This is a genomic window from Flavobacterium sp. N1994, assembly GCF_025947145.1.
Classification (GTDB): Bacteria; Bacteroidota; Bacteroidia; order Flavobacteriales; family Flavobacteriaceae; genus Flavobacterium.
This window is the reverse complement of record NZ_CP109999.1, coordinates 1,617,522-1,643,107: the sequence shown is the minus strand read 5'-3', so window position 1 is coordinate 1,643,107 and position 25,586 is coordinate 1,617,522. Positions and strand designations below refer to the sequence as shown.

Here is a 25,586-nt window from a genome sequence, read left to right as displayed (position 1 = left end):
TAGGATTAGAATCTACCAGCTTCCGCCAGCACCACCTCCAGAAAATCCACCACCGCCGAATCCGCCACCGAATCCGCCGCCACCAGAACTTCCTCCGCCGAAGCCACCACCAAAGCCACTGCCACCAGAGCTTCTGCCAAGGCTACTCAATAATATAATATCGACTAAATCCATACCGCCTCCGCGACCTCCTGAACCACCACCGTTATTTCTGTTCTTAGCAATAATGATGAATATGACTATAGCGATAATAATTATTGGAACAATTGGAAAATTGGACTCCTTTTTTGCTTGCTTTCTTTCGCCTTTGTATTTGCCTTTGAAAACATCAAAAAGGGCATCTGCACCTTTGTCTAGTCCGTTATAATAACTTCCCGCTTTGAATTCTGGAATAATTATATTTCTAATGATTTCTCCGTTTATTCCGGCGGTTAGTCGGTCTTCTAAACCATAGCCTGGTGAAATCCAAATTTTATGTTCTTTAGCTGCAACTAAGATAAAAACTCCGTTGTCTTCTTTGGCTTGACCAACACCCCACTCATGTCCCCATTTTGGCGTTAGAATACCAATGTCTTCACCTTTTAAACTTTCGATAGTAGCCACAACAATTTGAGTTGAAGTAGAATCGGAATAGCGAATCAGTTTTTCTTCTAATTGTGTTTTTTCGGTTGCACTTAGAAGATTGGCGTAATCATAAACCGAAGTTTGAAAGTCAGGTTTCTTTGGAATATCAAACTGCGCAAAAGAGGGTAAAAAACTAAACAGTGCAACAGCAATAAAAAGGACTCGAACCCCTATAGAATTCGTAATTTGTAATTTACAACTTGTGATTCTCATAGCTATCCTTTTGATATTTCGTTTGAAAGTTCGTTGGTATCATCCTCTTGATAAGGGAAATGGGCTTTAAGTTGTTCGCCAGCTTTCAAAACACCTTCAATTAATCCTTGTTTGAAATCCCCATTTTTGAAATGATTAGCCATAATATTTTTGGTAGAATTCCAAAAATCGGCACCTACTTTTTCGTTAATGCCTTGGTCACCATAAATAGCAAAATGTTTGCTTTTTACCGCCACATAAATGATAACGCCATTTCTTTCTTTGGTGTTCTCCATGTGGAGTTTGCGAAAAACTTCCACCGCTCTGTCAATAGGAGCGATGGTGTTTTCTTTTTCTATGTGTACTCTAATTTCACCCGAAGTATTTTTTTCGGCTATACCAATAGCTTTAACAATTTCTTGTTCTTCTTCAGGAGTAAGAAAGTCTTCTACTTTAGACATTTTCAATTAGAATTTTACCTTAACCGCTTTGTCAGCGCCAACTTCAGCTTCGAAAAATGGTTTTTCTTTAAGACCATACATACCCGCAAGAATATTTCTTGGGAAAGTATTGATGTTATTGTTATAAGGTTTAACCGCTTCATTAAAACGAGTTCTTGCTGTTAAGATTTGGTTTTCTGTACTAGCCAACTCATCTTGTAATTTCATAAAGCTTTGATCGGCTTTTAGGTTAGGATATTGCTCTACGCTAACCAATAATCTTGATAAAGAAGACGAAACTCCTGACTGAGCAGCATTGTAAGCAGATAATTGTTCTGGAGTAACGTTTTTAGGGTCAATAGTAACAGAAGTAGCTTTAGCACGAGCTTCGATAACAGCAGTTAATGTACTTTTTTCATGTTCGGCATATCCTTTTACCGTTTCTACTAAATTCGGAATAAGGTCATTTCTACGTTGATAAGCAGTTTGAACATTTCCCCAACTTTCTTTAACGTCTTGTTCCAAAGTCACCGCTTTATTATAAATTCCACTAGCCCAGCTGTAAAGTCCAATAACTACAACTGCTACAATAATCCAAGGTAAAAATTTTTTAAAGTTCATGTTTGTTTATTTTAATTTATTTATAATTGATTTTTAATATTTACTAATTGTGCTTTTACTGTTTCCAGTTTGCTGATGATTTCAAACTTATCTAAGGTTTTCTTTTGGCCTTCTTTCAAATGCGTTTTGGCTCCTTCAAGAGTAAAGCCACGTTCTTTAACCAAATGATAAATCAGTTGTAAATTTTTCACATCTTCGGGAGTAAACATTCTATTGCCTTTCGCATTTTTCTTGGGTTTTAAGATGTCAAATTCTTTATCCCAAAAACGGATTAGCGATGTGTTCACATTAAAAGCTTTGGACACTTCGCCAATGCTGTAATATCTTTTGCCTTCTTTTAGTTCTATATGCATTAGTCTAGAGATTGATTTTCTTGATTAGCCATTTTGGAGATCACTACATATTCTGCAGCCGATATATTTCCATAATAAAAATTCAACGGATTTACTACTTTACCGTCTTTGTGTACTTCATAATGTAAATGAGGTGCCTCACTTCTTCCAGTGCTTCCCACATACCCAATGACATCACCACGCTTAACACGTTGTCCAGCTCTGCATTTGTATTTGCTTAAATGACCATATAAAGTCAAATATCCAAAGCCATGATTGATTTCAATATGATTCCCATACCCTGATTTTGAATTGTCAGCACTAACGACTATACCGTCACCAGTAGCATAAATAGGGGTGCCTGTTGGGGAAGTAAAATCCATTCCTTCATGCATTTTACGCACTTTGGTAAAAGGATCACTACGATAACCAAAGCCCGATGCCATGCGTTTCAACTGTTCGTTTTTTACAGGTTGTATAGCTGGAATGGCTGATAATAATTTATTTTTTTCTTTAGCCAATTTCAAAATTTCATCTAGTGATTTCGATTGTATAGCCAACTCTTTTGAAATAACATCCACTCGTTTAGAAGTATTGATGACTAATTCCGAATTGTTATAGCCTTCTAATTCTTTATATCGGTTCACACCCCCAAAACCAGCCTTGCGTTGTTCCGCCGGAATAGGAGAAGTATTAAAATAAGCTCGGTAAATGTTATTATCTCTATCCTCCACATCGGCTAAAACTTCGTCTACTTGATCCATTTTTTTATTCAAAATGGCATAACGCAATTTCATGGTTTCAATTTCACGAGCTTGCAAACGGTCTTTGGGAGTTTCTAAAAGGGAAGTATTTAATAAAGCCACAAAACAAAGAAAACCAAACAGCCCAGAGGCTAATAAAAACAACCCAGCATATCCTAGTTTTTTGGACAGTTTAGGTTTGATTTTTCGGTAAGCTAAACTTTCGGTATCGAAATAATACTTTACTTTTTTCGCCATCTTTTATTTTATACTATTTTTGTGCTTGTTTTAAGAAAACAATGGTTATACGAACAAATTTAACAAATGTTTCAGTCAATCCCTAAATTTATTTTAGGAGCGAAAGGATCGGGCATTTTTGTTATCCATTTTCCTGCTATACGCACTACAAGGTAGTTGCTCCTATCAGGGCTAATTGGGAAACCATTTTTTCTAAATTTAATAATCTAAAGATCTAACAGTCTAACTATCTAAAATGAAATCACAAGACATTCGTAAACAGTTTTTACAATTCTTCGAATCCAAAGGACACTTAATCGTTCCCTCTGCGCCTATCGTTTTAAAAGACGATCCAACCTTGATGTTTAACAACTCCGGGATGGCACAATTCAAAGAATACTTCTTAGGCAACGGAACTCCTAAAAGCCCAAGAATAGCCGATACACAAAAATGTCTCCGAGTTTCAGGAAAACATAATGACTTGGAAGATGTAGGATTTGATACTTACCATCACACCATGTTCGAAATGTTGGGCAACTGGTCGTTTGGCGATTATTTCAAAAAAGAAGCTTTAGACTGGGCTTGGGAATTTTTAACGGAAGTGTTGAAACTAGACAAAGACCGTTTGTACGTTTCTGTTTTCGAAGGGAATCCAAAGGAGAATGTACCTTTTGACCAAGAAGCATGGGATATTTGGAAACAATACGTTCCAGAAGACCGAATCATTCTGGGGAATAAAAAAGACAACTTTTGGGAAATGGGAGATCAAGGGCCGTGCGGTCCATGCTCCGAAATCCATATCGATTTAAGAACTGATGCCGAAAGAGCTTCAGTTTCAGGGAGAAGCCTAGTTAATGCTGACCATCCTCAAGTAGTTGAAATTTGGAATAATGTATTTATGGAATTCAACCGTAAAGCAGATGGTTCCTTAGAAAAACTGCCAGCCCAACACGTGGATACCGGAATGGGATTCGAGCGTTTGTGTATGGCTATGCAAAACGTAACTTCTAATTATGATACCGATGTGTTTACTCCGCTTATCCAAAAAGTAGAAGAAATCACAGGATTAAAATATACTTCTAATGAAGTCAAAAATATAAGTGAAGAACAGAATAAAACCAACATCGCTATTCGTGTAATTGTAGATCACGTTCGTGCAGTAGCGTTTGCTATTGCTGACGGACAGTTGCCATCAAATACCGGAGCAGGTTATGTCATTCGAAGAATTCTTCGTCGTGCCATTCGTTACGGATTTACTTTTTTGAATACGAAAGAACCTTTCATTAACAAATTGGTGGAGGTTCTTGCCAATCAAATGGGCGAATTCTTTCCTGAAATCAAATCACAACAGCAATTAGTGACCAATGTAATCCGAGAAGAAGAAGCTTCATTTTTAAGAACTTTAGAGCAAGGGTTGCAATTGTTGGATACAGTTGTGTCCAAAACAAAAGGCAATGAAGTTTCCGGAGTAAAGGTTTTTGAATTAAAGGATACTTTCGGTTTTCCGGAAGATTTAACGGAATTGATTTTACGCGAAAGAGGATTTACTTTTAATAAAGAAGAATTTAATAAAGAACTTGAAGATCAAAGGAGAAGAGGGAGAGTGCTGGTAGAAAGAGATGACTGGATGGTGCTTATTGATGGCAATGTCGAAACTTTCGTTGGTTATGATAAAACGGAAAATGAGGTTAAGATTTCCCGATTCAGAAGGATTAAAAATGATAAAGGTGTTTTATACCAAATTGTTTTAGACAACACACCTTTCTATCCAGAGGGTGGAGGACAGGTTGGTGATAAAGGAACTTTAGTTTCGGCAAACGAAACCATTGATATCATTGACACAAAGAAAGAAAATAATTTGATTTTGCATTTTGCCAAACAGCTTCCAGAAAATATTGAAGCTAGTTTTGTGGCTAAAGTCAACACCGATTTAAGAACATCAACGTCTAAAAATCATTCGGCTACACACTTGATGCATTTGGGGTTGAGAACCATTTTAGGAACTCACGTGGAGCAAAAAGGGTCATTGGTGAATCCCAATCATTTGCGTTTTGACTTTTCCCATTTTGCCAAAGTTACGGATGAAGAAATCAGAAAAGTTGAAGATTTTGTTAACGCCCGAATTGAAGAGCAATTGCAATTAGTAGAACATAGAAGTATTCCAATTCAACAAGCGATGGCACAAGGTGCGATGGCTTTGTTTGGCGAAAAATATGGAGACAATGTTCGTATGATTGAGTTTGGAGATAGCAAAGAATTGTGTGGTGGAATACACGTAAAAAACACGGGCGAAATCTGGCATTTCAAAATAGTTTCTGAAGGAGCTGTAGCGGCAGGAATAAGACGTGTAGAAGCTATAACTGGAGATGCTGTAAAAGACTATTTTGCACAGCAAGAAAGCGATTTGGATGCTATAAAAGAAACCCTTAAAAATCCACAAGATACATTAAAAGCAGTGGTTTCATTGCAAGATGATAATGCCAAATTAAGAAAACAAATTGAGCAGTTACTTAAACAAAAAGCCAAAGGATTAAAAGGTGAATTAGCTTCGCAATTGCAGGATGTCAACGGAATGAAATTCCTAGCAACACAAGTCGATTTGAATCCAGAAGGGGCCAAAGATTTAGCTTATGAACTAGGTACGTTAGGAACAAATTTATTCTTAGTGATTGCAACATCTGAAGACGACAAACCAATGTTAAGCTGTTATATTTCTAAAGAATTAGTTGCCGAGAAAAACTTAAACGCTGGAACCGTAGTTCGAGAACTTGGGAAATACATTCAAGGTGGCGGAGGTGGTCAAGCATTCTTTGCAACAGCCGGAGGAAAAAACGTCGCTGGAATTAAAGAAGCTTTAGCCAAAGCAATTGATTTTTTGAAGTAATTAACTCAGTAAACGATTCATTTCAAATTATATATTAAACAAAATCCCTTTCAATGTTTAACGTTGAAAGGGTTTTTTATGGGTTCTTGTTTTGTCCCAGTAAATAGCGAATGCAATGCAAGTCCATAGCAAGTCCATAAAAAAGAACAAATCTATGGACTTGCTATGGACTTGCTATGGACTAGGTATGGACTTGCTCCGAATCAAAACAGCATAAAAAAGCGTAATACCGCCCTGATTTAGCTGTATAGATTTCTATTTAAATAAATGATTTATAATACTAAAAAAACCTTTCATTTGAAAGGTTTTTTTAGTTGTTATTCTTTTTTACGTTCCCCAATCTGCTGACGCCACATGGCGTAATACAAGCCTTTTTCTTCTAATAAAGCTTCATGTCTGCCTTGTTCTATAATTCTGCCTTGTTCTAGTACAAAAATCTTATCAGCATGCATTACGGTGGATAATCGGTGGGCAATTAAAACAGTGATTCTGTTTTTATCTGAAATGTTTCGGATAGTGGCATTGATTTCCTCTTCGGTAATCGAATCTAAGGCTGAGGTCGCTTCGTCAAAAATCAATAAGTTCGGATTCCTCAAAATGGCTCTGGCAATAGATAAACGTTGCTTTTCTCCGCCGGATACTTTAATTCCGCCTTCTCCGATAGTAGAGTTTAAGCCGTCTTCAGCACGTTCTAATAATTTGTCACAACTGGCTCTATGCAATACATTCAGCAATTCTTCGTCGGTTGCCGATGGTTTAACAAACAATAAGTTTTCTCTAATCGTTCCCGAGAATAATTGGGCATCCTGAGTTACAAATCCAAGTTGCTTTCTCAAATCCAATAAATCTATTTCGGTAGAATCAATGGAGTTGTATTTTACATGACCTATTGCTGGTGGATACAATCCTACCAAGAGTTTTACCAAAGTCGTTTTTCCAGCTCCAGACGGACCCACAAAAGCCACCGTTTCACCTTGCTTTATATCAAAAGTAATATGCTCAACGGCAGGATATTTAGCGGTTTTATGTTTGAAACTCACATTCGAGAACTGTAAGGTTTGAATGGCTCCCACATTTTTAGCCTCTTTTGGGCGAAATTCTTTTGGGGCATTTAACAATTCTTTGAAATTCTCCATAGAGACTTTGGTTTCATTCAACGCAATGATAAACGAACCTAACTCTTGTAAAGGCCCGAAAATAAAGAAGGTAAAGAATACCATGGTCAATAAATCACCCACAATAATTTTGTTGCCAAACAAGAAATAATAAAGCGTAAACACCACACATGTTCTAAGAAAATGAACGGTAGTGCCCTGAATAAAACTCAAACTTCGGATGAAACGAATTTTCTGTAATTCGAGTTGCAGAATTTTAAAAGTATTTAAGTTCAAACGTTTTTCCTCTTGATAAGTCAATCCCAAACTTTTTACCAACTCAATATTGCGCAAACTTTCGGTGGTTGAACCCGCCAAAGCGTTTGTCTGTGTTACAATTTTTCGGGAAACTATTTTGATTTTTTTACCCAAATAAGAGCTTATGATTGCAATAATAGGAGCTGTAATTAAAAAGATAACCGAGATTCTATAATCAATTCGGGAAACGTAAACAATCACAAAAACAAATCCGATGACTGTTTGAAATATCAACGAAATAGACAACGTGATTAGCTTTTCTGAATCTAAACGAACCTTAGTTAATTTGCTTAAGGTTTCACCACTACGTTGGTCTTCAAATTCTTCAAAAGGTAAATCCAGCGATTTTTTGATACCGTCAGTGTACATTTGGGCACCCGTTCTCTGAATAACAATATTGGTAAAATAATCTTGAAAGTTTTTGGTAATTCGGGATATCATAGCGGCTCCTAAAGAAAGACCAAGCCAAAAGGAAACCGATTTAATAAAGTTCAGTTCCTGTCCTTTGTATTTGGCAATACCTACACCACAATCCTGCATCAATTTACCCGTAATAACAGAGTCGGACAAACTGAAACAGATATTTATAGCGGCCATTAAGAGGGCGAAAAAAAGCAATAGTTTGTGTTTTTTAAGATAAGCGTATAGTAGTTTCATGAAGTATAATTTTGAATGCCAAAAGTAGAAAATAAAAAGGCAGTGTGGTGTGGTTTGAATTGTATTACTTTATAATTCGATAGAGAGGTATGGTTAAAAATCATTTTGTATTTTTGAAAAATGAACTTCACCACTAAAATACCCATTACCAAATCAAGTAATCCTATAGATTATGATTCTAAAATCTTGTCTTTGGGTTCTTGTTTTGCCGAAAATATGGGAGAGAAGTTAAGTTATTTTAAATTTCAAAATGAGGTCAATCCGTTTGGGATTATTTTTAATCCTGTTTCTATTGAAACTATAATTTCAAGAGTGGTCCATCAACAAAAATTCACTGAGGACGACATTTTCTTTCATAACGATTTATGGCATTCTTTTGAAGTGCATTCCGAGTGGAGTCATCCTAATAAAGAAACACTACTTCAAAATCTAAATCAAGTTCTTGAAGCAACATATCATCAGATTACTCAAGCTACACACATTATAATTACTTACGGAACTTCGTGGGTTTACCGAAATAAATCCTCTAAAAAGATTGTAGCTAATTGTCATAAAGTGCCGCAAAGTCAATTTGACAAAGAAATACTTTCTGTTGCAATCATAGAGCAATCCATTCAGAATACTATTGATTTAATTCAAAAAATAAATCCAAAGTGCGTCTTCATTTTTACTATTTCACCAGTGCGACACCTTAAGGATGGCTTCGTGGAGAATCAAAGAAGTAAAGCACATTTGATAATAGCAATTCATAATTCGCAATTTATAATTCACCATTATTTTCCTAGCTATGAAATCATGATGGATGAACTTAGAGATTATCGTTTTTATACAGAAGACATGCTTCATCCAAGTAAAATGGCAATAGAGTATATCTGGAACCGTTTTTATGAAAATTATATCTTAGAATCCTGTTTTGCTACTATGGAAGAAGTCAGTAGTATTCAAAAGGCCTTATCTCACCGATCTTTCAATCCCGATTCAGCCAGCCACCAAAAGTTTTTGCAAAACCTGCAATTAAAAATAAAGCAGCTACAGCAAGATTTTCCGCAAATTGTATTTTAATTTTTTATAAAATATAGCGCTATAATTTCCCAAAACTTTAGATTCAAAACTCAAAATCATAGTAAATACGACAATTGTCGTATTGTATAAAACTGTTTTTGAAAGCAAATTTGTAGTATCAATAACTTTGAAAAAACTATTTGCCAACAAAATCAATTGAATATGATTTACCTACTGCTTTTTATCATCGTATTACTTTCGCTTGTGATTGTTTATCTCCTAATCCAATTCAGTCAAAGCAATAAACTATTTAAGCAACAGATTGGCGTTTTGGAAGCGTTTTTACTGCAACTAAGCAAAGAGCAAAAGGAACAAAGCCTTAAAGTGCAATTGAACAACGATTTAAAAATTAAAATGAAGGAGGTAAATGCTACTCTAAACAAAGAAATATTTGATTTAAATTATCAGTTGTTCCAAGAGATACATTCTAGCAAATAAGTGTGTTTGTTATTTTTTACTATATTTATAATACAAAAGGATTAAATGAAAAGAACACTACTTTATTTATATTGCTCTCTTTTTAGCTTTGTTTTTGGGAATGCACAAGACGTTCAAAAAACATTGCTTAAGGCATTTAAGTCTCAAGACTCTTCCGATTACTATTTCAAAATAGCCAAAAGAAATTGTAAAACACCCGCTGATGAAGCGGAATATTATTTCTGTAAAAATGCCCGTTGCACCGACTACAATATACCAGACAGTGCTATTTATTATGGGAATATAGCCTTGAAGAAATTTAAGGAACTCAAAGATTTTAACAAGTTAATTTACACTCTAAATAACTTAGGGAAAACATACCACAAACAAGGGAAGTACGATAAAGAAATTGAGATGTTCTTTGAAGGAACCAAAATAGCCGAAAAAGAAAATTACAAAATGTGGATTCAATATTTTCCAACGGCGATTTCAAATGCTTATCATGATTTTGAAGATTATAAAAAAGGGGTTGAATATGGAAAGGTGGCCTTAGCAAAAGCTAAAAAATTAGACAAAAAGCCATGGATTAATATTGCTGGAGCTTTAAATGTAATTGCCATTAATTTTGATGATTGGAACAAACCCGATAGTGCTTTATACTATCATTATAAAGTGTTCAAATACATTAAAGGAGTCGATACTCTTAGTATTGGGAATACATACAATAATATTGGGAATACCCTGTTAAAGCAAAAAAAATACAAACAAGCAGAACGTTGGATAAAATCATCGGTCGCCATTAATGAAGTCAATTTTAAAAACGAGGGAGGGAAAAAAGATGCGAGTTATTATTATGATCTGGCTACTAATTATACCAACTTAGCCAGAATTGCCTATGAAACTGATGATTTTGCCAAAGCAGATAAAATGTTTGCCATAGCAGAGGACGCAGCAAAAAAAAGCATGAACGCAGAGAAATTGAGAGATTTATATATGGCTCGTTCTCTATTTAATAAAAAAAGAAATAATCTCGAAAAAACAGTTCAGGACCAAGCGGATTATATCAAATTAAGGGACTCTGTTTTTGATGTTGATAGAGCAAAACAGTTTTCAGAGTTAGAAGCCAAATACCAAAATGAGAAAAAAGAAAAACAACTTTTACAATCTAAAGCTGAAATTGCAGAGCGTAACTTTCAAATTAAAAGGAAAAACACTCAATTCATCATCATGTCAATTATTGGGTTGGGTCTTTTGATTATCATTTTCTTGGTGTATCGTCAACAAAGATTAAAAAACAAACAACAAGAACAGGAGTTCCAACTGAAATCGGCTATTGCCAAAATAGAAACGCAAAACAAATTGCAAGAGCAACGTATCCAAATCTCAAGAGATTTACATGACAATATTGGCTCACAACTGACCTTCATAATATCTTCTGTTGATAATATAAAATATGCTTTTGAACTTCAAAATTCAAAACTTGATAACAAACTTTCTAGTATTAGTAGTTTTGCTAAATCCACTATTATTGAGCTTCGTGATACGATATGGGCTATGAATCATAGTGAAATATCCTTTGAAGATTTGCAAACCCGAATTCATAATTTTATTGATAAAGCCAAAGAGGTAAAGCAGGATATCCACTTTAATTTTTTTATCGAAACTACTTTGAAAGAGTTAAAATTCACTTCAATTGAAGGAATGAATATTTACAGAACTATTCAAGAGGCTATCAATAACAGCTTGAAGTATGCGGAAGCCAAAAATATTTCTATTCAAGTGAGAAAAGAAGGCGATAACATTCAAATTACATTGCAGGATGATGGAAAAGGATTCGATAAAAACAATGTAGAAGAAGGATACGGATTAACCAATATGCAAAAACGAATTACGGAGATAGGTGGTAATTTCACCATTCAAAGTGATGTTAATGGAACCGAAATTATACTGCTTTTGCCTAAAAAATAGTGGATGAAAAATAAAAAAAGTATTAAAAGCTGGCTGATACTATTGTGTTGTATTTCGCAATTTGGTTTCGCTCAAAAAACACAAACACCCGAACACAAAAAGGTATTTAAAATCCTGAAAAACTTGGATGATACTTTTACCAAGGATGAAACTAAAGCGCTAAAAACATTAGATTCTTTGAATCCGATACTTCAAAAAAAATCCGAATATTCGCTTCTTGGTTTTAGCCGCCGTATTGCTTCTGATATTTATCTCAATCAACTAGACAAAACGAAAGCACTCACTGCCATTGACCAATCCATAGCATACTACAAAAAAGACAATAACAACAGAGGAACTGTTTTGTCAACGCTCAATAAAGGCAATATTTATTTTTTAAAAGGCGATTTAAAAATAGCCATGCAAATTTATACTGGGGGAATGGAGTTGGCTCAAAAAAATGGTTTGGAATATGAGGCTGCCACTTTGGGTAAAAACATTGGTCTTGTTTTCTTTAATCAGGAAAAGATTGATGTTGCTTTACAATGGTATACCAAATCACTTAACGTTTTTTTGAAACTCAATAAAAAGCAAGATGTAGCCGATACTTACACCAATATTGGCAACTGTTACTATGAAAAATACGATTCCAAAAACACAATAAGCAATTATACAAAAGCATTGTCTTATGTCGGTACAGATACTATTACGCTTGCCAAACTCTATAACAACATCGGTGCTGTATATGTCGAAGATGAAAAAGACACACTAAAAGGATTGGGTTATTTATTACATGCTTTGGATTTGAAGGTGAAAATTAATGACCAAAACAATATCATTTTTCAATATGAAAATATTGCTACACTTTATGTAGATATGAAGCAGTATGATAAAGCGGAAAGCTATCTTAAAAAAGGATTTGCCTTAGCCATAAAAGCAGAAAGCAAAGAAGAGTTAAAAGAAATTTATGAAATTTATTCGCTCATTTATGCCGGTAGAAAGGACTATAAAAAAGCTTATGATTATCATAAGTTATTTATGAAAGCTAAAGATACTTTGTTAAATATAGAGAATCTAAAAGCTGTTGAAGAAATTAAAACCAAATACGAAACCGCCAAAAAAGAGAAGCTGTTACTTCAAAAAGAAATTCAAATTAAAAACACAAGAAATCAATTGCTAATGGTTTCTTCAGTAGCTTTATTTATTGGATTAATCGGATTCTTAGTCTACCGTCAGCAAAAACTCAAAAATAAACAACAGGAGCAAGAATATCAACTTAAATCGGCTATTGACAAAATAGAAACGCAAAACAAATTACAGGAACAAAGACTCCAAATTTCAAGAGATTTGCATGATAATATTGGTTCCCAACTAACCTTTATAATCTCCTCCGTTGATAACATAAAATATGCTTTTGAACTTCAAAATTCCAAACTCGATGCGAAACTTTCTAGTATTAGTAATTTTGCTAAGTCCACTATTATTGAACTTCGGGACACCATTTGGGCCATGAATAATAGCGAAATCACTTTTGAAGATTTACAATCTCGCATTCATAATTTCGTCGAAAAAGCAAAAGAGGCCAAACAGAGTATCATCTTTACTTTTACTATAGAAGAGAGTCTAAAAGATTCAAAATTCACCTCTATTGAAGGAATGAATATTTACAGAACTATTCAAGAAGCGGTCAATAACAGTATCAAATATGCAGAGGCCCAAAATATCAATATCGCAATACAACATCAAGATAATGATATTGTAATCGTGATTAGCGATGATGGAAAAGGATTTGAAGACAAAGAAGTGGAATTGGGCAACGGAATCAACAATATGAAAAAAAGAATTGCCGATTGTAATGGTACCTTAAATATCAAAACAAGTTCAAACGAAGGAACAGAAATAACTATCAGATTTCCAAATAAAATTTCTTAAGAACGGGTCAAATTATTAGAATACGACATTTGCCGTATTTTATTCCTGCTACTATCTAGCCATATTTGTAAGGTCAAGTGGTATTGATTATTATGATTTAAAACAGCTTTTGTTTTTTATTGTTGTCCTTTTCAAACTAAGCATTAGTCAAGCAATATCAACTTAGTTTGGGAAGGACTTTTTTTAAATCATTATATTGTATAACTTCACGGTAATGAAATAGAAGAGTTTTAATTTAAATAGCAAAAATGTCAGTAAGAATAGCCATAGTGGACGATAATGTTTTTCTGCAAAAAGCCATTGCCGAAAAACTCTCTTTTTTTGAAGATTTGGTATTAAAGTTTACGGCTATCGAAGGAAATGATTTGCAGCAAAAATTAGAAAAAAACAAAAACATCGATTTAATTTTGATGGATATCGAAATGCCAGAATGCAACGGAATTGAAGCCACAAAAATTATCAAATCCAAATACCCTCAAATCAAAATCATCATGCTGACGGTTTTTGATAATGATGAAAATATTTTCAATGCCATAAAAGCAGGAGCCGATGGGTATTTGTTAAAAGAAGTAAACCCAAAAGATCTTTACCAAGGGATTATAGAAACCTTAAATGGAGGAGCTGCTATGAACCCATCTATAGCTTTGAAAACCTTAAAGCTACTAAGAAATCCAGTAAATTTTGAATTGAAACCCGATGAGGATATCAAATTAACCACAAGAGAAGTGGAGGTTTTAGAACAACTAAGCAAAGGATTAAATTATAATGTAATTGCCGATAATCTCTTCCTGTCTTCAGGAACCGTTAGAAAGCATATTGAGAATATCTATAACAAACTACAAGTTCATAACAAGCTCGAAGCGATTCAAAAGGCTAGAAATAATAATTTGATTTAAAAAAATCACAGTTTTAAAAAATACGCTATTTAGCGTATTTTTTTTTGACTTCAAACTCATCACATTTACATAAAACTTAAAAAATATATTATGAAAAAACTATTACTATTATTATCCCTTTTTTGGGTTGTTTATGCTCACGCACAAGTGGTTCAAAATTGGACTTCTGGACTGCCAACTGGTGGCTATAACAACCACACCATTGCAACGGATTCTCAAGGAAATATCTATTCCGTTGGAACCTACGACGGTACTGCCCGTGATTTTGATCCAGGATCAGGGGTTTTTACTATGAGCAGTTTTTCTAATAGTATGTATATACTTAAATTAGATTCTTCAGGTAATTTTATTTGGGCAAAAGAGATAGGTGGGCCTACTAATTATGCGATAACTTCTGCAACAGCAATTGCAATTGATTCATTAGATAATATCTACATATCAGGTAGTACTGATAAAATTGTTGGCTTCGGAAATTTAGATTTTGATCCTGGTGCAACTATTGTAAATGTGACAAACCCTACAAGTCATTATGTAATGTATATTCTAAAATTAGATTCAAATGGGAATCATATTTGGAACGCACAGTTTAACAATCCAGCTAACACCTCTTATGATTTAGACACTATACAATCGATAAAAGTAGATACTTCTGGAAATGTATATGCTACAGGGGGATATAATGGGACGGTCGATTTTGATCCAGGTAGCGCAGTTTTTAATCTAACCTCTGGAACAACATCCTTAAGTACAGAAATATTTATACTTAAGCTGAATAGTTCTGGAAATTTAGTTTGGGCAAAAGCCTTGCAAAACAATAGTACTACTACCGGAAGCAAAGTTGATAAAGGATATGCTTTAGACCTTGATACTTCAGGGAATGTATATTCAGTTGGATATTTTTGGGGCGGTATCGATGCAGACCCAGGAACAGGAATACATAATTTGGTTGGATATACGAGCGATAATCCCGTTTTAAGTGCTTCCAATGTTTTGTATGTTTCTAAATTAGATGCTTCAGGAAATTTTGTTTGGGCATACAATCTTATAGGAGATCATAATTTACAATTTTTGCCATCTTTGGTAGTTGATGGTTCTAATAACATAATTGTTTCTGGTTATATGTCAGGGAATACAAGTGCCTTAACCGATTTTGATTTTGGAACTAACACAGCTTATTTAAGTTCAACATCAGGACCTTTTGTATTAAAGATCGATGCTTCTGCTAATTTTATTTGGGTAAAAAGCACCGCAAGTATAACCACAGCGATAAATGCACAATCGTATGGCACGGGAATGACATTAGATGCAGCAGGAAGTATTTATACCACAGGAGGGATTTATAACGGAACCTATGATTTTGATCCTAGTAGTGGAACTTCATTAGTAACCCCCAGTAATGTTGATGCTTATATTTCTAAACTAGATACTAATGGTAATTTTGTTTGGGCAACAAAAGTTGGTGGGACAGGTCTTGAATGGGGCTATTCGATTGCTGTGAGTCAATCAGGTAAAATTACTGTTTCGGGTTCTACTGATACAGGCTTTAGTAAATCAGCAGCAACTGTTACAGGTGCAGGAGGTTTTCTAGCTTCGTTTACTCAACCAGCACTTTCGGCAACACAATTTGAGTTAGAAAAAAACATATCCTTTTATCCAAATCCAACAAAAGGGGTTTTAAATATTAAAGCAACTAGTTTAATAACTAAAATTGCTATTTATGACATGTTAGGAAATGAAATTTTAACACAAAATTCGAATTCAGAAACTATTGATTTGTCAGTCTTTACTTCGGGTATTTATTTCAGTAAAATTTATCTAGAAAATGGAGTAGTAGCAACTAAAAAGATTATCAAAGAATAGTCAAGAATACATATTATAATAGCTTAAAAATACGACAGTTGTCGTATTTTTTTACATATAGTGGTAGGCTACATTTGTCTTATAACTTTTAAAAATCAAGACAATGAAAACAAAAAATTATTTTTCAAAATTGGCAGTAGCAATACTGTTTTTAGTTTTTGGCTTTACAGCTAAAGCAAACAACTTAACGATTACAGGAACTTCAGTATCGGGTTCTAATATTACTTTCGATATTTCCTGGGAAAACAGTTGGAATGCCAATGTGGCTCCGGCGAATTGGGATGCCGTTTGGGTATTTGTTAAATATCAAGATTGTAATACAAGAATTTGGGCACACGCAGGATTGAGTACCGTTTCAGCTGATCATACTGCAGGTTCTCCATTACAAGTGGATACAGTAACTGACGGACGTGGTGTATTCATCCGCAGAAGTGCTTTAGGTGGTGGAAATATTGGAGCTACTTCTATTACTTTAAAAATGACAATTCCAGCAGGAACTTATAACTATAAAGTTTTTGGAATAGAAATGGTAAATGTACCACAAGCGGCTTATGATTTAGGAGATGGTGCTGCTACTTCTACTTTTAATAGTATCAGTGTAACTGCCACTTCTCAATCTAGTGGTTTATCTGCAGCTACTATCGGAGGTGCTGCGGTAGCTGCACCAGCTACTTTTCCAATGGGATATAATTCTTTATACTGCATGAAATATGAAATCTCTCAAGAGCAATATGTTGATTTCTTAAATTCATTAACCTATGACCAACAAGCAGCGCACGTTGTAAATGATCCAGTTAGTGTTGCAGGAACTTATGCCATGTTTGCAGCTTACTATTACAGAAATGGAATTAGAATTTTAACGCCAGGAAACAACAATGCTATTCCAGCTGTTTTTGCTTGTGATGCTACTGCAGGTGTAGAAAACAACACCAATGATGGACAAAATATAGCAATGAATAATTTGTCTTGGAATGATTTGACTGCTTATTTAGATTGGGCAGCGTTACGTCCTATGACTGAAATGGAATATGAAAAAATAAGCCGTGGACCAGTAGGTCGTATAGCCAATGAATATGTTTGGGGAAGTACTACTATTAATGCTGTTAACAACGGTGTAACATCAAATAATTTGCAGCCTAATGAGTCTTATGCTAGTGTTTTAAATGGATTGTGTGCTTATGGATTAAATTCATCAAATGTAGGTTATGGGCCGTTAAGATGCGGAATATTTGCCACTGGAAGTTCGGGAAGAGCTTCATCAGGAGCAGGATACTATGGTGTTATGGAAATGGCTGGAAATGTATGGGAAAGAGTAGTGTCTCTTGGTAATGCATCAGGTTCAGCATTCAATGGAACCCTTGGTGACGGAACAATTACTGCTCTTGGATTAGCCAACCAAGCTACTTGGCCATCACCAACAACAGCTTTAGGTACAGGTTATAAAGGAGGGTCATGGAATGATTATGGACCAAGCGGTTACGAACAAACATCTAACAGAGCAGTATCAACAACAGCTGATGCTGCAAGACAATATTCATTTGGTGGTCGCGGTGTTAGATAATTATCTGATTTGATAAATACATAGAAAACCTTCTATTGTATTTTAAAATGAATTATAAACAATTTTAAAAAATCAAATTAGATGAAAACAACTAAATATAAAATAGTTGTATTCTTAACATTCTTATTAGCACATATATCCATTTATGCTCAATATTCAGGAGGAAACTCCGATGGGTTTTCTAGCGAAACATTGAGTAATACTTCTTGTCCAAATCCAGCACAATTTTATGCTTATTTTGGAGGAAGTAATGATGGGTCGAGTGTCGATACAATGATGAATACAATTTGCGGTACACCAGCCTCTTTCTATGCTTATATAGGAGGAAGTGGAGATACATCAGCAACAGATGCTTTTAATCCTGCTGCATGTGGTACACCACCCTCTTTCTTTGCCTATTTTGGGGGAAGTAATGACGGATCAGCTCTAGAAACAATAAGCAATACAACATGCGGTTTTCCACCACAATTCTATGCTTATTTCGGAGGACAAGGTGATGGCTATTCTTTGGATAAAACAGCTCCAATTTGTCCAACATTACCGCCATTTGCTAACTTTACAGCTTCTGCTACATCAATTTGTGTAGGACAATCGGTAACGTTTACAGATACGTCTACAAATATTCCAGGAGCTTGGACATGGACTTTACCAGGTGGAACGCCAAATAGCTCAACAGTTCAAAACCCAACGGTAGTTTACAATACGGTAGGGACGTATACGGTAACTTTACAAGCAGCTAATTTTAATGGTCTAGATACTAAAGCAGTTACCAATATGATAACGGTTACTGCATATCCTACGGTTACGACTACTACTCCTGCTAGCCGTTGTGATACAGGAACAGTAACATTAGGAGCTACAGCATCGGCTGGAACATTGAGTTGGTATGCTGCTGCAACAGGCGGTTCCGCTTTAGGAACGGGAACTAGTTTTACCACACCAAGTATTAGTACTACCACTACTTATTATGTGGAAACGGCTAATGGAAGTTGTAATTCAGCAAGAACAGCTGTGGTTGCAACGGTTAATACAACGCCAACAATTACATCAACTACTCCGGGTAGTCGTTGTGATGCGGGTTCTGTAACTTTAAATGCCACTTCAAGTGCAGGAAATACTATTTGGTATGCTAATGCAACAGGAGGTGCAGCATTAGCTACAACAAATAATTTTGGAACACCATCTATTAGTAGTACTACAACTTATTATGTAGAAGCTTCTACGGGAAGTTGTATTTCACCAAGGACTCCAGTAATTGCAACGGTTAATACAACCCCAATAGTTACTGCCACTACGCCAGCAACTCGTTGCGATAGCGGTACGGTGACCTTAGGAGCGGTAGCCAATTCTGGAACTTTAAATTGGTATTCAGCAGCATCGGGTGGTTCAAGTTTAGGAACTGGAACCAGTTTTACTACACCAAGTTTAACAGGGACCACAACTTATTATGTGGCTGCTTCTAATGCCACTTGTACTTCCGTGAGAACTCCAGTAATTGCCACAGTCAATGCTACTCCAACGGTAACAGGAACAGCGGGTAGTCGTTGTGATTCAGGAACAGTTGTGTTATCAGCTTCAGCAAGTGCTGGAACTATTAGTTGGTTTGCCAATGCATCAGGGGGTACGGCTCTTGGAACTGGAACAAGTTTTACCACACCAAGTATCTCATCGACTACAACTTTCTATGCTGAGTCGGTAAACGGAACTTGTACTTCAACAAGAACAGCTGTTGTTGCTACGATAAATACAACGCCATCTATTACTTCTACCACTGGGGCGACCATTTGTGGCCAAGGGGGAGGGACTTTGACTGCAATAGCGAGTGCTGGAACTGTTTATTGGTATAGTGTAGCCACTGGAGGATCTGCTTTTTATACGGGAACAAGTCTTCCTGTAAGTGGAGGATCCTATACTTTTTATGCCGAAGCTTCAACTGGTAGTTGTACTTCAGCAAGAGTTCCAGTAACGTATACTTATATTCCAACACCAAGCATAACAGTAGCAGGTTCAAACAGCAGATGTGGGGCTGGAAGTGTAACACTAACAAGTGCTGCAGATTCAGGAACTATAAGTTGGTTTACTGCAGCAACAGGAGGAAGTGCTATAGCAACGGGAACAAGTTTTGTAACACCAAGTTTAGCGTCAACTACTACTTATTATGTTGAAGCAGCTAATGGGACTTGTTTATCAAGTGCAAGGACTGCCATTACAGCAACCATTAACGTAACAGCACCACCAATTGCAAATGCAACTCAAACATTTTGTAATGCAGAAACAGTTGGGTTAATTGCAGTGATTCCATCTGGACCAAGTATCATTTGGCATACGGCTGCAACTGGAGGAACAGTTATTCCTAATAACACACCTATAGTTTCGGGAACTACTTATTATGCTTCTCAAACTATATCTGGTTGTGAAAGTACTGTTAGAACTGCAGTTACGATGACAACGGGGGCTTGCTTGGGTAATGATGAATTTGAAATGAAGGCCTTAAAAGTATATCCAAACCCAACGATAGATCTTTTGAATATTTCATACAATGATTCAATTTCTAAAGTAGAAGTGTTTAACATAATTGGACAACAAGTATTGTCTGTTGAAAATAGCACCAATGAAATTCAAATTGATATGTCTCGTTTTGCTAGTGGAACTTATTTGATAAAGGTTTCTGCTGCTGACTTATTTAAGACAGTCAAGGTGATCAAAAAGTAGTTAGTAATTTTTTTATTTTTTTTAAACCATCTCGATTTTTCGGGATGGTTTTTTTATTGAAAGTAAACAACAAACCCTGCCTCAATTAAGAAACAGGGTTTGTTATATTTAGTAATTTAAAATGGCTAAGTGTATTAAACTAACTCCTTTTTAAAAATCAAATCCAATCCGCCGGAGATTAAATGAGCAATTTCAGGACGTTTTTGTTTTACGTTTTCAAGATGAATTAGTACTTCTTCTAATAATTTTGGTTCATTTTTGTCTTTTAAGATCTCAACAATTTCAACCGATAATAACCAATCGTTTGGATGACTTGATTTTAATTTAGTGAAGATGTTTGGTAATAATTCCTTGTTTTGGTTTCCTTCTCGAATAGTTCTAACGGATTTATATAACCCTTCTAATTCTTCACGTTCAAGCGATTTTTTTGCTTTGATAGTATGAGTTGAAGGTACATGATTAACCATATCAAAACTATTCACATCGGCTGGGCCCGAAAAAGCAGCAATTACTTTTTTACCCACAGCCATATCATAAACGCCCCATTCTGGTTGGAATAATATAGTTTCATTATGCGTTACGGTACAATTTTTAAAACTGATGACAATAATTTCTCCTTGTAAATTTCTTGAACCCGTGATGATTTCTCCAGTAACAGTAATGTTGCCTTCAAACTCAAGGGTTACCGATTCTGCCTCATAAATATCATAAGCGCGCAAATCTCTTGGGCTCATGTCTTCAATAGCTAAGTTGATGCCTTTTAATTTCCCGATGGGTGAACCAAAACCTTCCGCATGATATTGTGTTCCGTGACCCACCAATTCTTTTTCACGGTAGGATAATGCCGTTTTTCCAGTGGTTTGAACATAAACAGGTTTTCCTTCATGTTCAATAACATTAGTAAATAAACCTGAAATTTGAATTCCAGTGCTTAATTCTATTGTTCCTAAAGCGTTTGAATGGATTAGTTTTTTAATGCCAGATAATCCGCCTGTTCTAAGTGCCATAGTATTGGCAAATTCTTCTAAAACCAAACTTAAATGAGCAAAATCAGGAGTGACATAAAGCTGAGGTTGTGGTTTTGTAATATCAAAACTTTGGTCGGCAGCCGAAATATCATAGGGTATTTTTTTTACTTCATCTGTCATGCACCAAGCACTTTCCCCAATAGAGGATAGCAATCCAGCGCCGTATATTTTAGGATTATCTACTGTTCCAATTAAACCATATTCTACAGTCCACCAATGTAAATTTCTAATGCGAGACATTTCAGAAAGCTCTCCCATGTTATTTTGTAAAAATTCCACTTGGTCTTCTGCTTTTTTAATCTCTTCTTCTGGAGTATCTTCAGCTTCTTTTAATATTGATAATAATCGAATGGCTTCATACATTTCATAATCACGAGAGGAAGAAATAGCTTTGCACCCAATTTCACCAAAGCGACGCAAATATTCAGCATATTCTGGATTGGCAATTATGGGAGCATGACCAGCACCTTCATGAATGATATCGGGAGCCGGAGTATATTCAATATGCTCTAATTGACGAATATCGGAAGCAATAACCAACACATTATAGGCTTGAAATTCCATAAATGCGTTTGGTGGAATGAATCCATCGACAGCAACAGCGGCCCAACCAATTTCTTTAAGAATACGGTTCATACCATACATATTCGGAATACTATCCACTTCCAAACCTGTTTTTTTCAAACCGTCTAGATAGGAACTGTGTGCTACTTTTGAAAGATAATCCACATTTTTACGCATCACATAACGCCAAACCGCTTGGTTAATTGGAGTGTAATCTGCATAATCTTGTGGCTTGATAAATTGCTTTAAATGCTCTGGTAATCGGTCAATCAAAGGGTTGCTTTCAAACGGTGCTTCCATAAAATCTAAAATTGTTGTGATGGTAAATTTACTAATCTTAATGGAAAGGAGAATGATAAATATCATAAAAAAAGCCAACTGTATCTTCGCAATCTTATTTCAAAGACTAATTTGTTTTTTTAATTAGAAATTTTCGAAAATATTTATTGTGACAATATTTTTTAAAATATTTTTTTTGTCACAACCTTGTGATAAAAAATTTTTCTGTTTTGAAATTGTCACAGTCTTGTGGCAAAATATTTTTTTGATTTAAAACTGTCACAATTTTTATCAACTGATTTACTTTTTCAGGTTTGTTAAGCAACAAAAAAAACCGCAACTAGATTGTTACGGTTTCTGTTTTTTCTCTGCCAACTATTGTTGACTGCCTACTTTTTCTGTGGTGGATATTGTTCCAATATTTTGGTTACAAATTCTTTTATTTTTTCGTCTTTTTTGTTGGTGTCTTTTGTTAAAACCCCTTCGCCATCACCTTGCCAGATTAATTCTTTTTTCTTGGCGTCAATTAAATCAATGTACAAAGTTCCTTCAGTATATCTTGAAACAGAAGTATTTCCTCCCCAAAAGTAGGGGTTCCAACCATATCCCCATCCGTAACCCCATCCTGCATTGAAATGGTTAACATCTACTTGTTCGCGTTCTTTAGTGAATATATTCACTAATAAATCTGGAGTTTCACTTTTAGTAAATCCTTTAGCGGTTAAGGCTTCATCAACAGAGCGTAAGATTCGTTTCTTATCTAAATCAGATATTTCAACTTTATCTATGCCGTTTTTGTAAAAGGCAAAAGTCTTGTATTGGGCAAAATCTACTTTTTTATCATAATCAGAATTCACTTTGATAGCATCACAGGAAGCTAGAGCAAAGAGAAGGAGGAGCGGTAAAAATTTTAGTGTTTTCATAGTTATTTTTAATTAAAGATTTCTAGTTCAAATTTGCTTTAGAATTAGAAATTAATACTAAGCTAAAACAACGAATCGTCAACTATGTTAGGGATGGTGACTTTCAATAAAGGTTGCGTTTGCATCGCTCTTTTTATAGCAAAAATGGCTCCTTCATTTCTAGCCCAGTTTCTTCTTGAAATTCCGTTATTCACATCCCAAAAAAGCATTGATTCTAAACGTCTTGACGCGTCCACTGAACCATCAAGAACCATACCAAAACCACCATTAATCACTTCACCCCAGCCAACACCTCCACCATTGTGGATAGAAACCCAAGTTGCGCCTCTAAAACTGTCGCCTATAACATTTTGTATTGCCATATCGGCAGTAAAACGCGAACCGTCATAAATGTTGGATGTTTCTCTGTAAGGTGAGTCGGTTCCAGATACATCATGATGATCACGTCCTAAAATAACATAACCAATTTCGCCACGAGCGATAGCCTGATTAAAAGCTTCGGCAATTTTGATTCTTCCTTCAGCATCAGCATATAATATTCGGGCTTGAGAACCAACAACTAATTTATTTTCTTGGGCACCTTTAATCCATTGGATGTTATCGGCCATTTGTTGCTGGATTTCAGTAGGGGAGTTTTTCATCATTTCTTCTAAAACGTCGCAAGCAATTTTATCTGTTTTGGCTAAGTCTTCAGGATTCCCTGAAGCACAAACCCAACGGAATGGGCCAAAGCCATAATCAAAACACATGGGTCCCATGATGTCTTGAACATAACTTGGATATTTGAAATCGATATGATTTTCCGCCATTATATCGGCACCAGCTCTAGAAGCTTCTAACAGAAAAGCATTTCCATAATCAAAGAAATAAGTTCCTTTTGCAGTGTGTTTATTGATGGCAGAGGCATGACGACGTAAAGTTTTTTGAACTTCTTCTTTAAATTTTGTTGGATTATTAGCCATTAAATCATTGGATTCTTCAAAGGTATATCCGATAGGATAATACCCACCAGCCCAAGGATTATGCAATGAAGTTTGGTCAGAACCCAAATCAATATGAAGATTTTCTTGATCAAAACGTTCCCAAACCTCCACTATATTTCCGAGATAAGCTATAGAAACTACTTCTTGATTGGCTAATGCTTTTTTAACTCTTGGCACTAAGTTTTCGATATCGTCTATAATTTCATTAATCCATCCTTGAGAATGACGAATATGGGTGATCTTTGGATTAACTTCAGCACAAACGGTTACGCAACCAGCAATGTTTCCCGCTTTAGGTTGAGCGCCAGACATACCTCCTAATCCTGAGGTTACGAATAAACCTCCTTTTGGAGCTTTTTTAATTTTTCTGAATCCGTTTAAAACGGTTATGGTGGTTCCATGAACAATTCCTTGTGGACCAATATACATATAACTTCCAGCAGTCATTTGGCCGTATTGAGAAACCCCTAATGCGTTCATTTTTTCCCAATCGTCAGGTTTGGAATAATTTGGAATAACCATTCCGTTAGTAACCACCACTCTTGGAGCTTCTTTATGAGAGGGAAACAAACCCATTGGATGACCTGAATACATGGTTAAGGTTTGCTCATCTGTCATTTCTGCCAAGTATTTCATGGTTAAAAGATACTGTGCCCAGTTCTGAAATACAGCTCCATTTCCGCCATAAGTAATCAGTTCATGGGGATGTTGAGCTACAGCATAATCCAAATTATTTTGAATCATCAGCATAATAGCTTTTGCTTGTTCTGATTTTCCTGGGTATTCTGAAATTGGACGTGCGTACATTTTGTAATCAGGACGGAAACGGTACATATAAATTCGTCCATATTTTTCCAATTCTTCTTTAAATTCAGGAAGTAAAGTAGCATGATGTTGTGGTTCAAAATAGCGCAACGCATTTTTTAAAGCCAATTTTTTTTCTTCTTCCGATAGAATTTCTTTTCGTTTAGGAGCATGGTTTATCTCTATCTCGTAGGGTTTTGGTTCTGGTAAAATGCTTGGAATTCCTTGTTGTATTTGTTCTTGAAATGTCATTTTTTGATTTATGCTGTAGTTTAGTTTATTATTTTTTTGGTTTTATTGTTCCTGTTTTTTTGTCAAATCCGTAAGGGCAATGACGACATCCACTTCGGCAACAATACCCTCTTTTTAAGTGGTATTTTTCAGTGAAACACTTATAACCTTCAGGAGTGATATAAAAATCTTCTCCTTCGATTAATTTATTTTCATTATTTTGCTCATTCATAGCTACAAATTTA

At 35.4% G+C, this 25,586-nt stretch carries 19 protein-coding genes; 9 read left to right on the top strand and 10 right to left on the bottom strand.

Annotated elements, in window-relative coordinates; all coding sequences use genetic code 11:
- Positions 1-12: 12 nt before the first annotated feature.
- Genes OLM53_RS07270 through OLM53_RS07250 form a run of 5 tightly spaced genes read right to left on the bottom strand, consistent with a single transcriptional unit; the run spans position 13 to position 3,210 of the window.
- Complete coding sequence (locus OLM53_RS07270) at positions 13-837, bottom strand: TPM domain-containing protein (protein WP_264522367.1); 825 nt, start codon at positions 835-837, stop codon at positions 13-15.
- A 2-nt stretch (positions 838-839) separates the two neighbouring features.
- Positions 840-1,277 (bottom strand): TPM domain-containing protein, encoded by a 438-nt coding sequence (locus tag OLM53_RS07265; protein ID WP_264522366.1) that lies wholly within the window; start codon positions 1,275-1,277, stop codon positions 840-842.
- Between the two features lie 6 nt (positions 1,278-1,283).
- Positions 1,284-1,877, bottom strand: coding sequence for a LemA family protein (locus OLM53_RS07260; protein ID WP_264522365.1), 594 nt, complete (start codon positions 1,875-1,877; stop codon positions 1,284-1,286).
- 20 nt (positions 1,878-1,897) lie between these two features.
- A complete protein-coding gene (locus OLM53_RS07255) occupies positions 1,898-2,230 on the bottom strand; it encodes a MerR family transcriptional regulator (protein WP_264522364.1) in 333 nt (110 codons plus the stop codon).
- On the bottom strand, positions 2,230-3,210 hold the full coding sequence (locus tag OLM53_RS07250) for a peptidoglycan DD-metalloendopeptidase family protein (protein WP_264522363.1): 981 nt from the start codon (positions 3,208-3,210) through the stop codon (positions 2,230-2,232). Before OLM53_RS07250 ends, OLM53_RS07255 begins: the two co-directional genes overlap by 1 nt.
- A 235-nt stretch (positions 3,211-3,445) precedes the next feature.
- Between OLM53_RS07250 and alaS the strand changes: the two genes are divergently transcribed.
- Positions 3,446-6,073, top strand: a complete 2,628-nt coding sequence (gene alaS / locus OLM53_RS07245; RefSeq protein ID WP_264522362.1) for an alanine--tRNA ligase — start codon at positions 3,446-3,448, stop codon at positions 6,071-6,073.
- A 317-nt stretch (positions 6,074-6,390) separates the two neighbouring features.
- Here alaS and OLM53_RS07240 read toward each other — a convergent pair whose 3' ends face one another.
- Positions 6,391-8,142 carry an ABC transporter ATP-binding protein gene (locus OLM53_RS07240; protein ID WP_264522361.1) on the bottom strand — a complete coding sequence of 584 codons (1,752 nt, stop codon included), beginning with the start codon at positions 8,140-8,142 and terminating at the stop codon, positions 6,391-6,393.
- A gap of 120 nt (positions 8,143-8,262) precedes the next feature.
- Between OLM53_RS07240 and OLM53_RS07235 the strand changes: the two genes are divergently transcribed.
- The 8 genes from OLM53_RS07235 (at position 8,263) to OLM53_RS07200 (ending at position 20,529) form a co-directional block, all read left to right on the top strand.
- Positions 8,263-9,204 carry a GSCFA domain-containing protein gene (locus OLM53_RS07235; protein WP_264522360.1) on the top strand — a complete coding sequence of 314 codons (942 nt, stop codon included), beginning with the start codon at positions 8,263-8,265 and terminating at the stop codon, positions 9,202-9,204.
- Positions 9,205-9,366: 162 nt separating this feature from the next.
- Entirely contained in the window at positions 9,367-9,642 is a 276-nt protein-coding gene (locus OLM53_RS07230) for a hypothetical protein (RefSeq protein WP_264522359.1), read from the top strand.
- A gap of 45 nt (positions 9,643-9,687) precedes the next feature.
- On the top strand, positions 9,688-11,589 hold the full coding sequence (locus OLM53_RS07225) for a sensor histidine kinase (RefSeq protein ID WP_264522358.1): 1,902 nt from the start codon (positions 9,688-9,690) through the stop codon (positions 11,587-11,589).
- A gap of 3 nt (positions 11,590-11,592) precedes the next feature.
- Positions 11,593-13,500 (top strand): ATP-binding protein, encoded by a 1,908-nt coding sequence (locus OLM53_RS07220; protein ID WP_264522357.1) that lies wholly within the window; start codon positions 11,593-11,595, stop codon positions 13,498-13,500.
- 248 nt (positions 13,501-13,748) lie between these two features.
- Positions 13,749-14,396 carry a response regulator gene (locus OLM53_RS07215; RefSeq protein ID WP_264522356.1) on the top strand — a complete coding sequence of 216 codons (648 nt, stop codon included), beginning with the start codon at positions 13,749-13,751 and terminating at the stop codon, positions 14,394-14,396.
- A gap of 90 nt (positions 14,397-14,486) precedes the next feature.
- On the top strand, positions 14,487-16,256 hold the full coding sequence (locus OLM53_RS07210) for a T9SS type A sorting domain-containing protein (protein ID WP_264522355.1): 1,770 nt from the start codon (positions 14,487-14,489) through the stop codon (positions 16,254-16,256).
- Positions 16,257-16,359: 103 nt separating this feature from the next.
- The gene (locus OLM53_RS07205) at positions 16,360-17,817 is read left to right on the top strand and encodes a formylglycine-generating enzyme family protein (RefSeq protein ID WP_264522354.1); all 1,458 of its coding nucleotides are present in this window, start codon (positions 16,360-16,362) and stop codon (positions 17,815-17,817) included.
- A gap of 81 nt (positions 17,818-17,898) precedes the next feature.
- Positions 17,899-20,529: a T9SS type A sorting domain-containing protein gene (locus OLM53_RS07200; protein ID WP_264522353.1), complete on the top strand. Its 2,631-nt coding sequence runs from the start codon at positions 17,899-17,901 to the stop codon at positions 20,527-20,529.
- A 134-nt stretch (positions 20,530-20,663) separates the two neighbouring features.
- Here OLM53_RS07200 and OLM53_RS07195 read toward each other — a convergent pair whose 3' ends face one another.
- From OLM53_RS07195 to OLM53_RS07180, 4 genes are all read right to left on the bottom strand, one after another.
- Positions 20,664-22,421 (bottom strand): aromatic amino acid hydroxylase, encoded by a 1,758-nt coding sequence (locus tag OLM53_RS07195; protein ID WP_264522432.1) that lies wholly within the window; start codon positions 22,419-22,421, stop codon positions 20,664-20,666.
- 368 nt (positions 22,422-22,789) lie between these two features.
- Positions 22,790-23,323, bottom strand: coding sequence for a DUF4136 domain-containing protein (locus OLM53_RS07190; RefSeq protein WP_264522352.1), 534 nt, complete (start codon positions 23,321-23,323; stop codon positions 22,790-22,792).
- Positions 23,324-23,385: 62 nt separating this feature from the next.
- The gene (locus OLM53_RS07185) at positions 23,386-25,362 is read right to left on the bottom strand and encodes a urocanate hydratase (RefSeq protein ID WP_264522351.1); all 1,977 of its coding nucleotides are present in this window, start codon (positions 25,360-25,362) and stop codon (positions 23,386-23,388) included.
- A gap of 28 nt (positions 25,363-25,390) precedes the next feature.
- On the bottom strand, positions 25,391-25,573 hold the full coding sequence (locus OLM53_RS07180; RefSeq protein WP_264522350.1) for a DUF5522 domain-containing protein: 183 nt from the start codon (positions 25,571-25,573) through the stop codon (positions 25,391-25,393).
- Between the last annotated feature and the right edge of the window lie 13 nt (positions 25,574-25,586).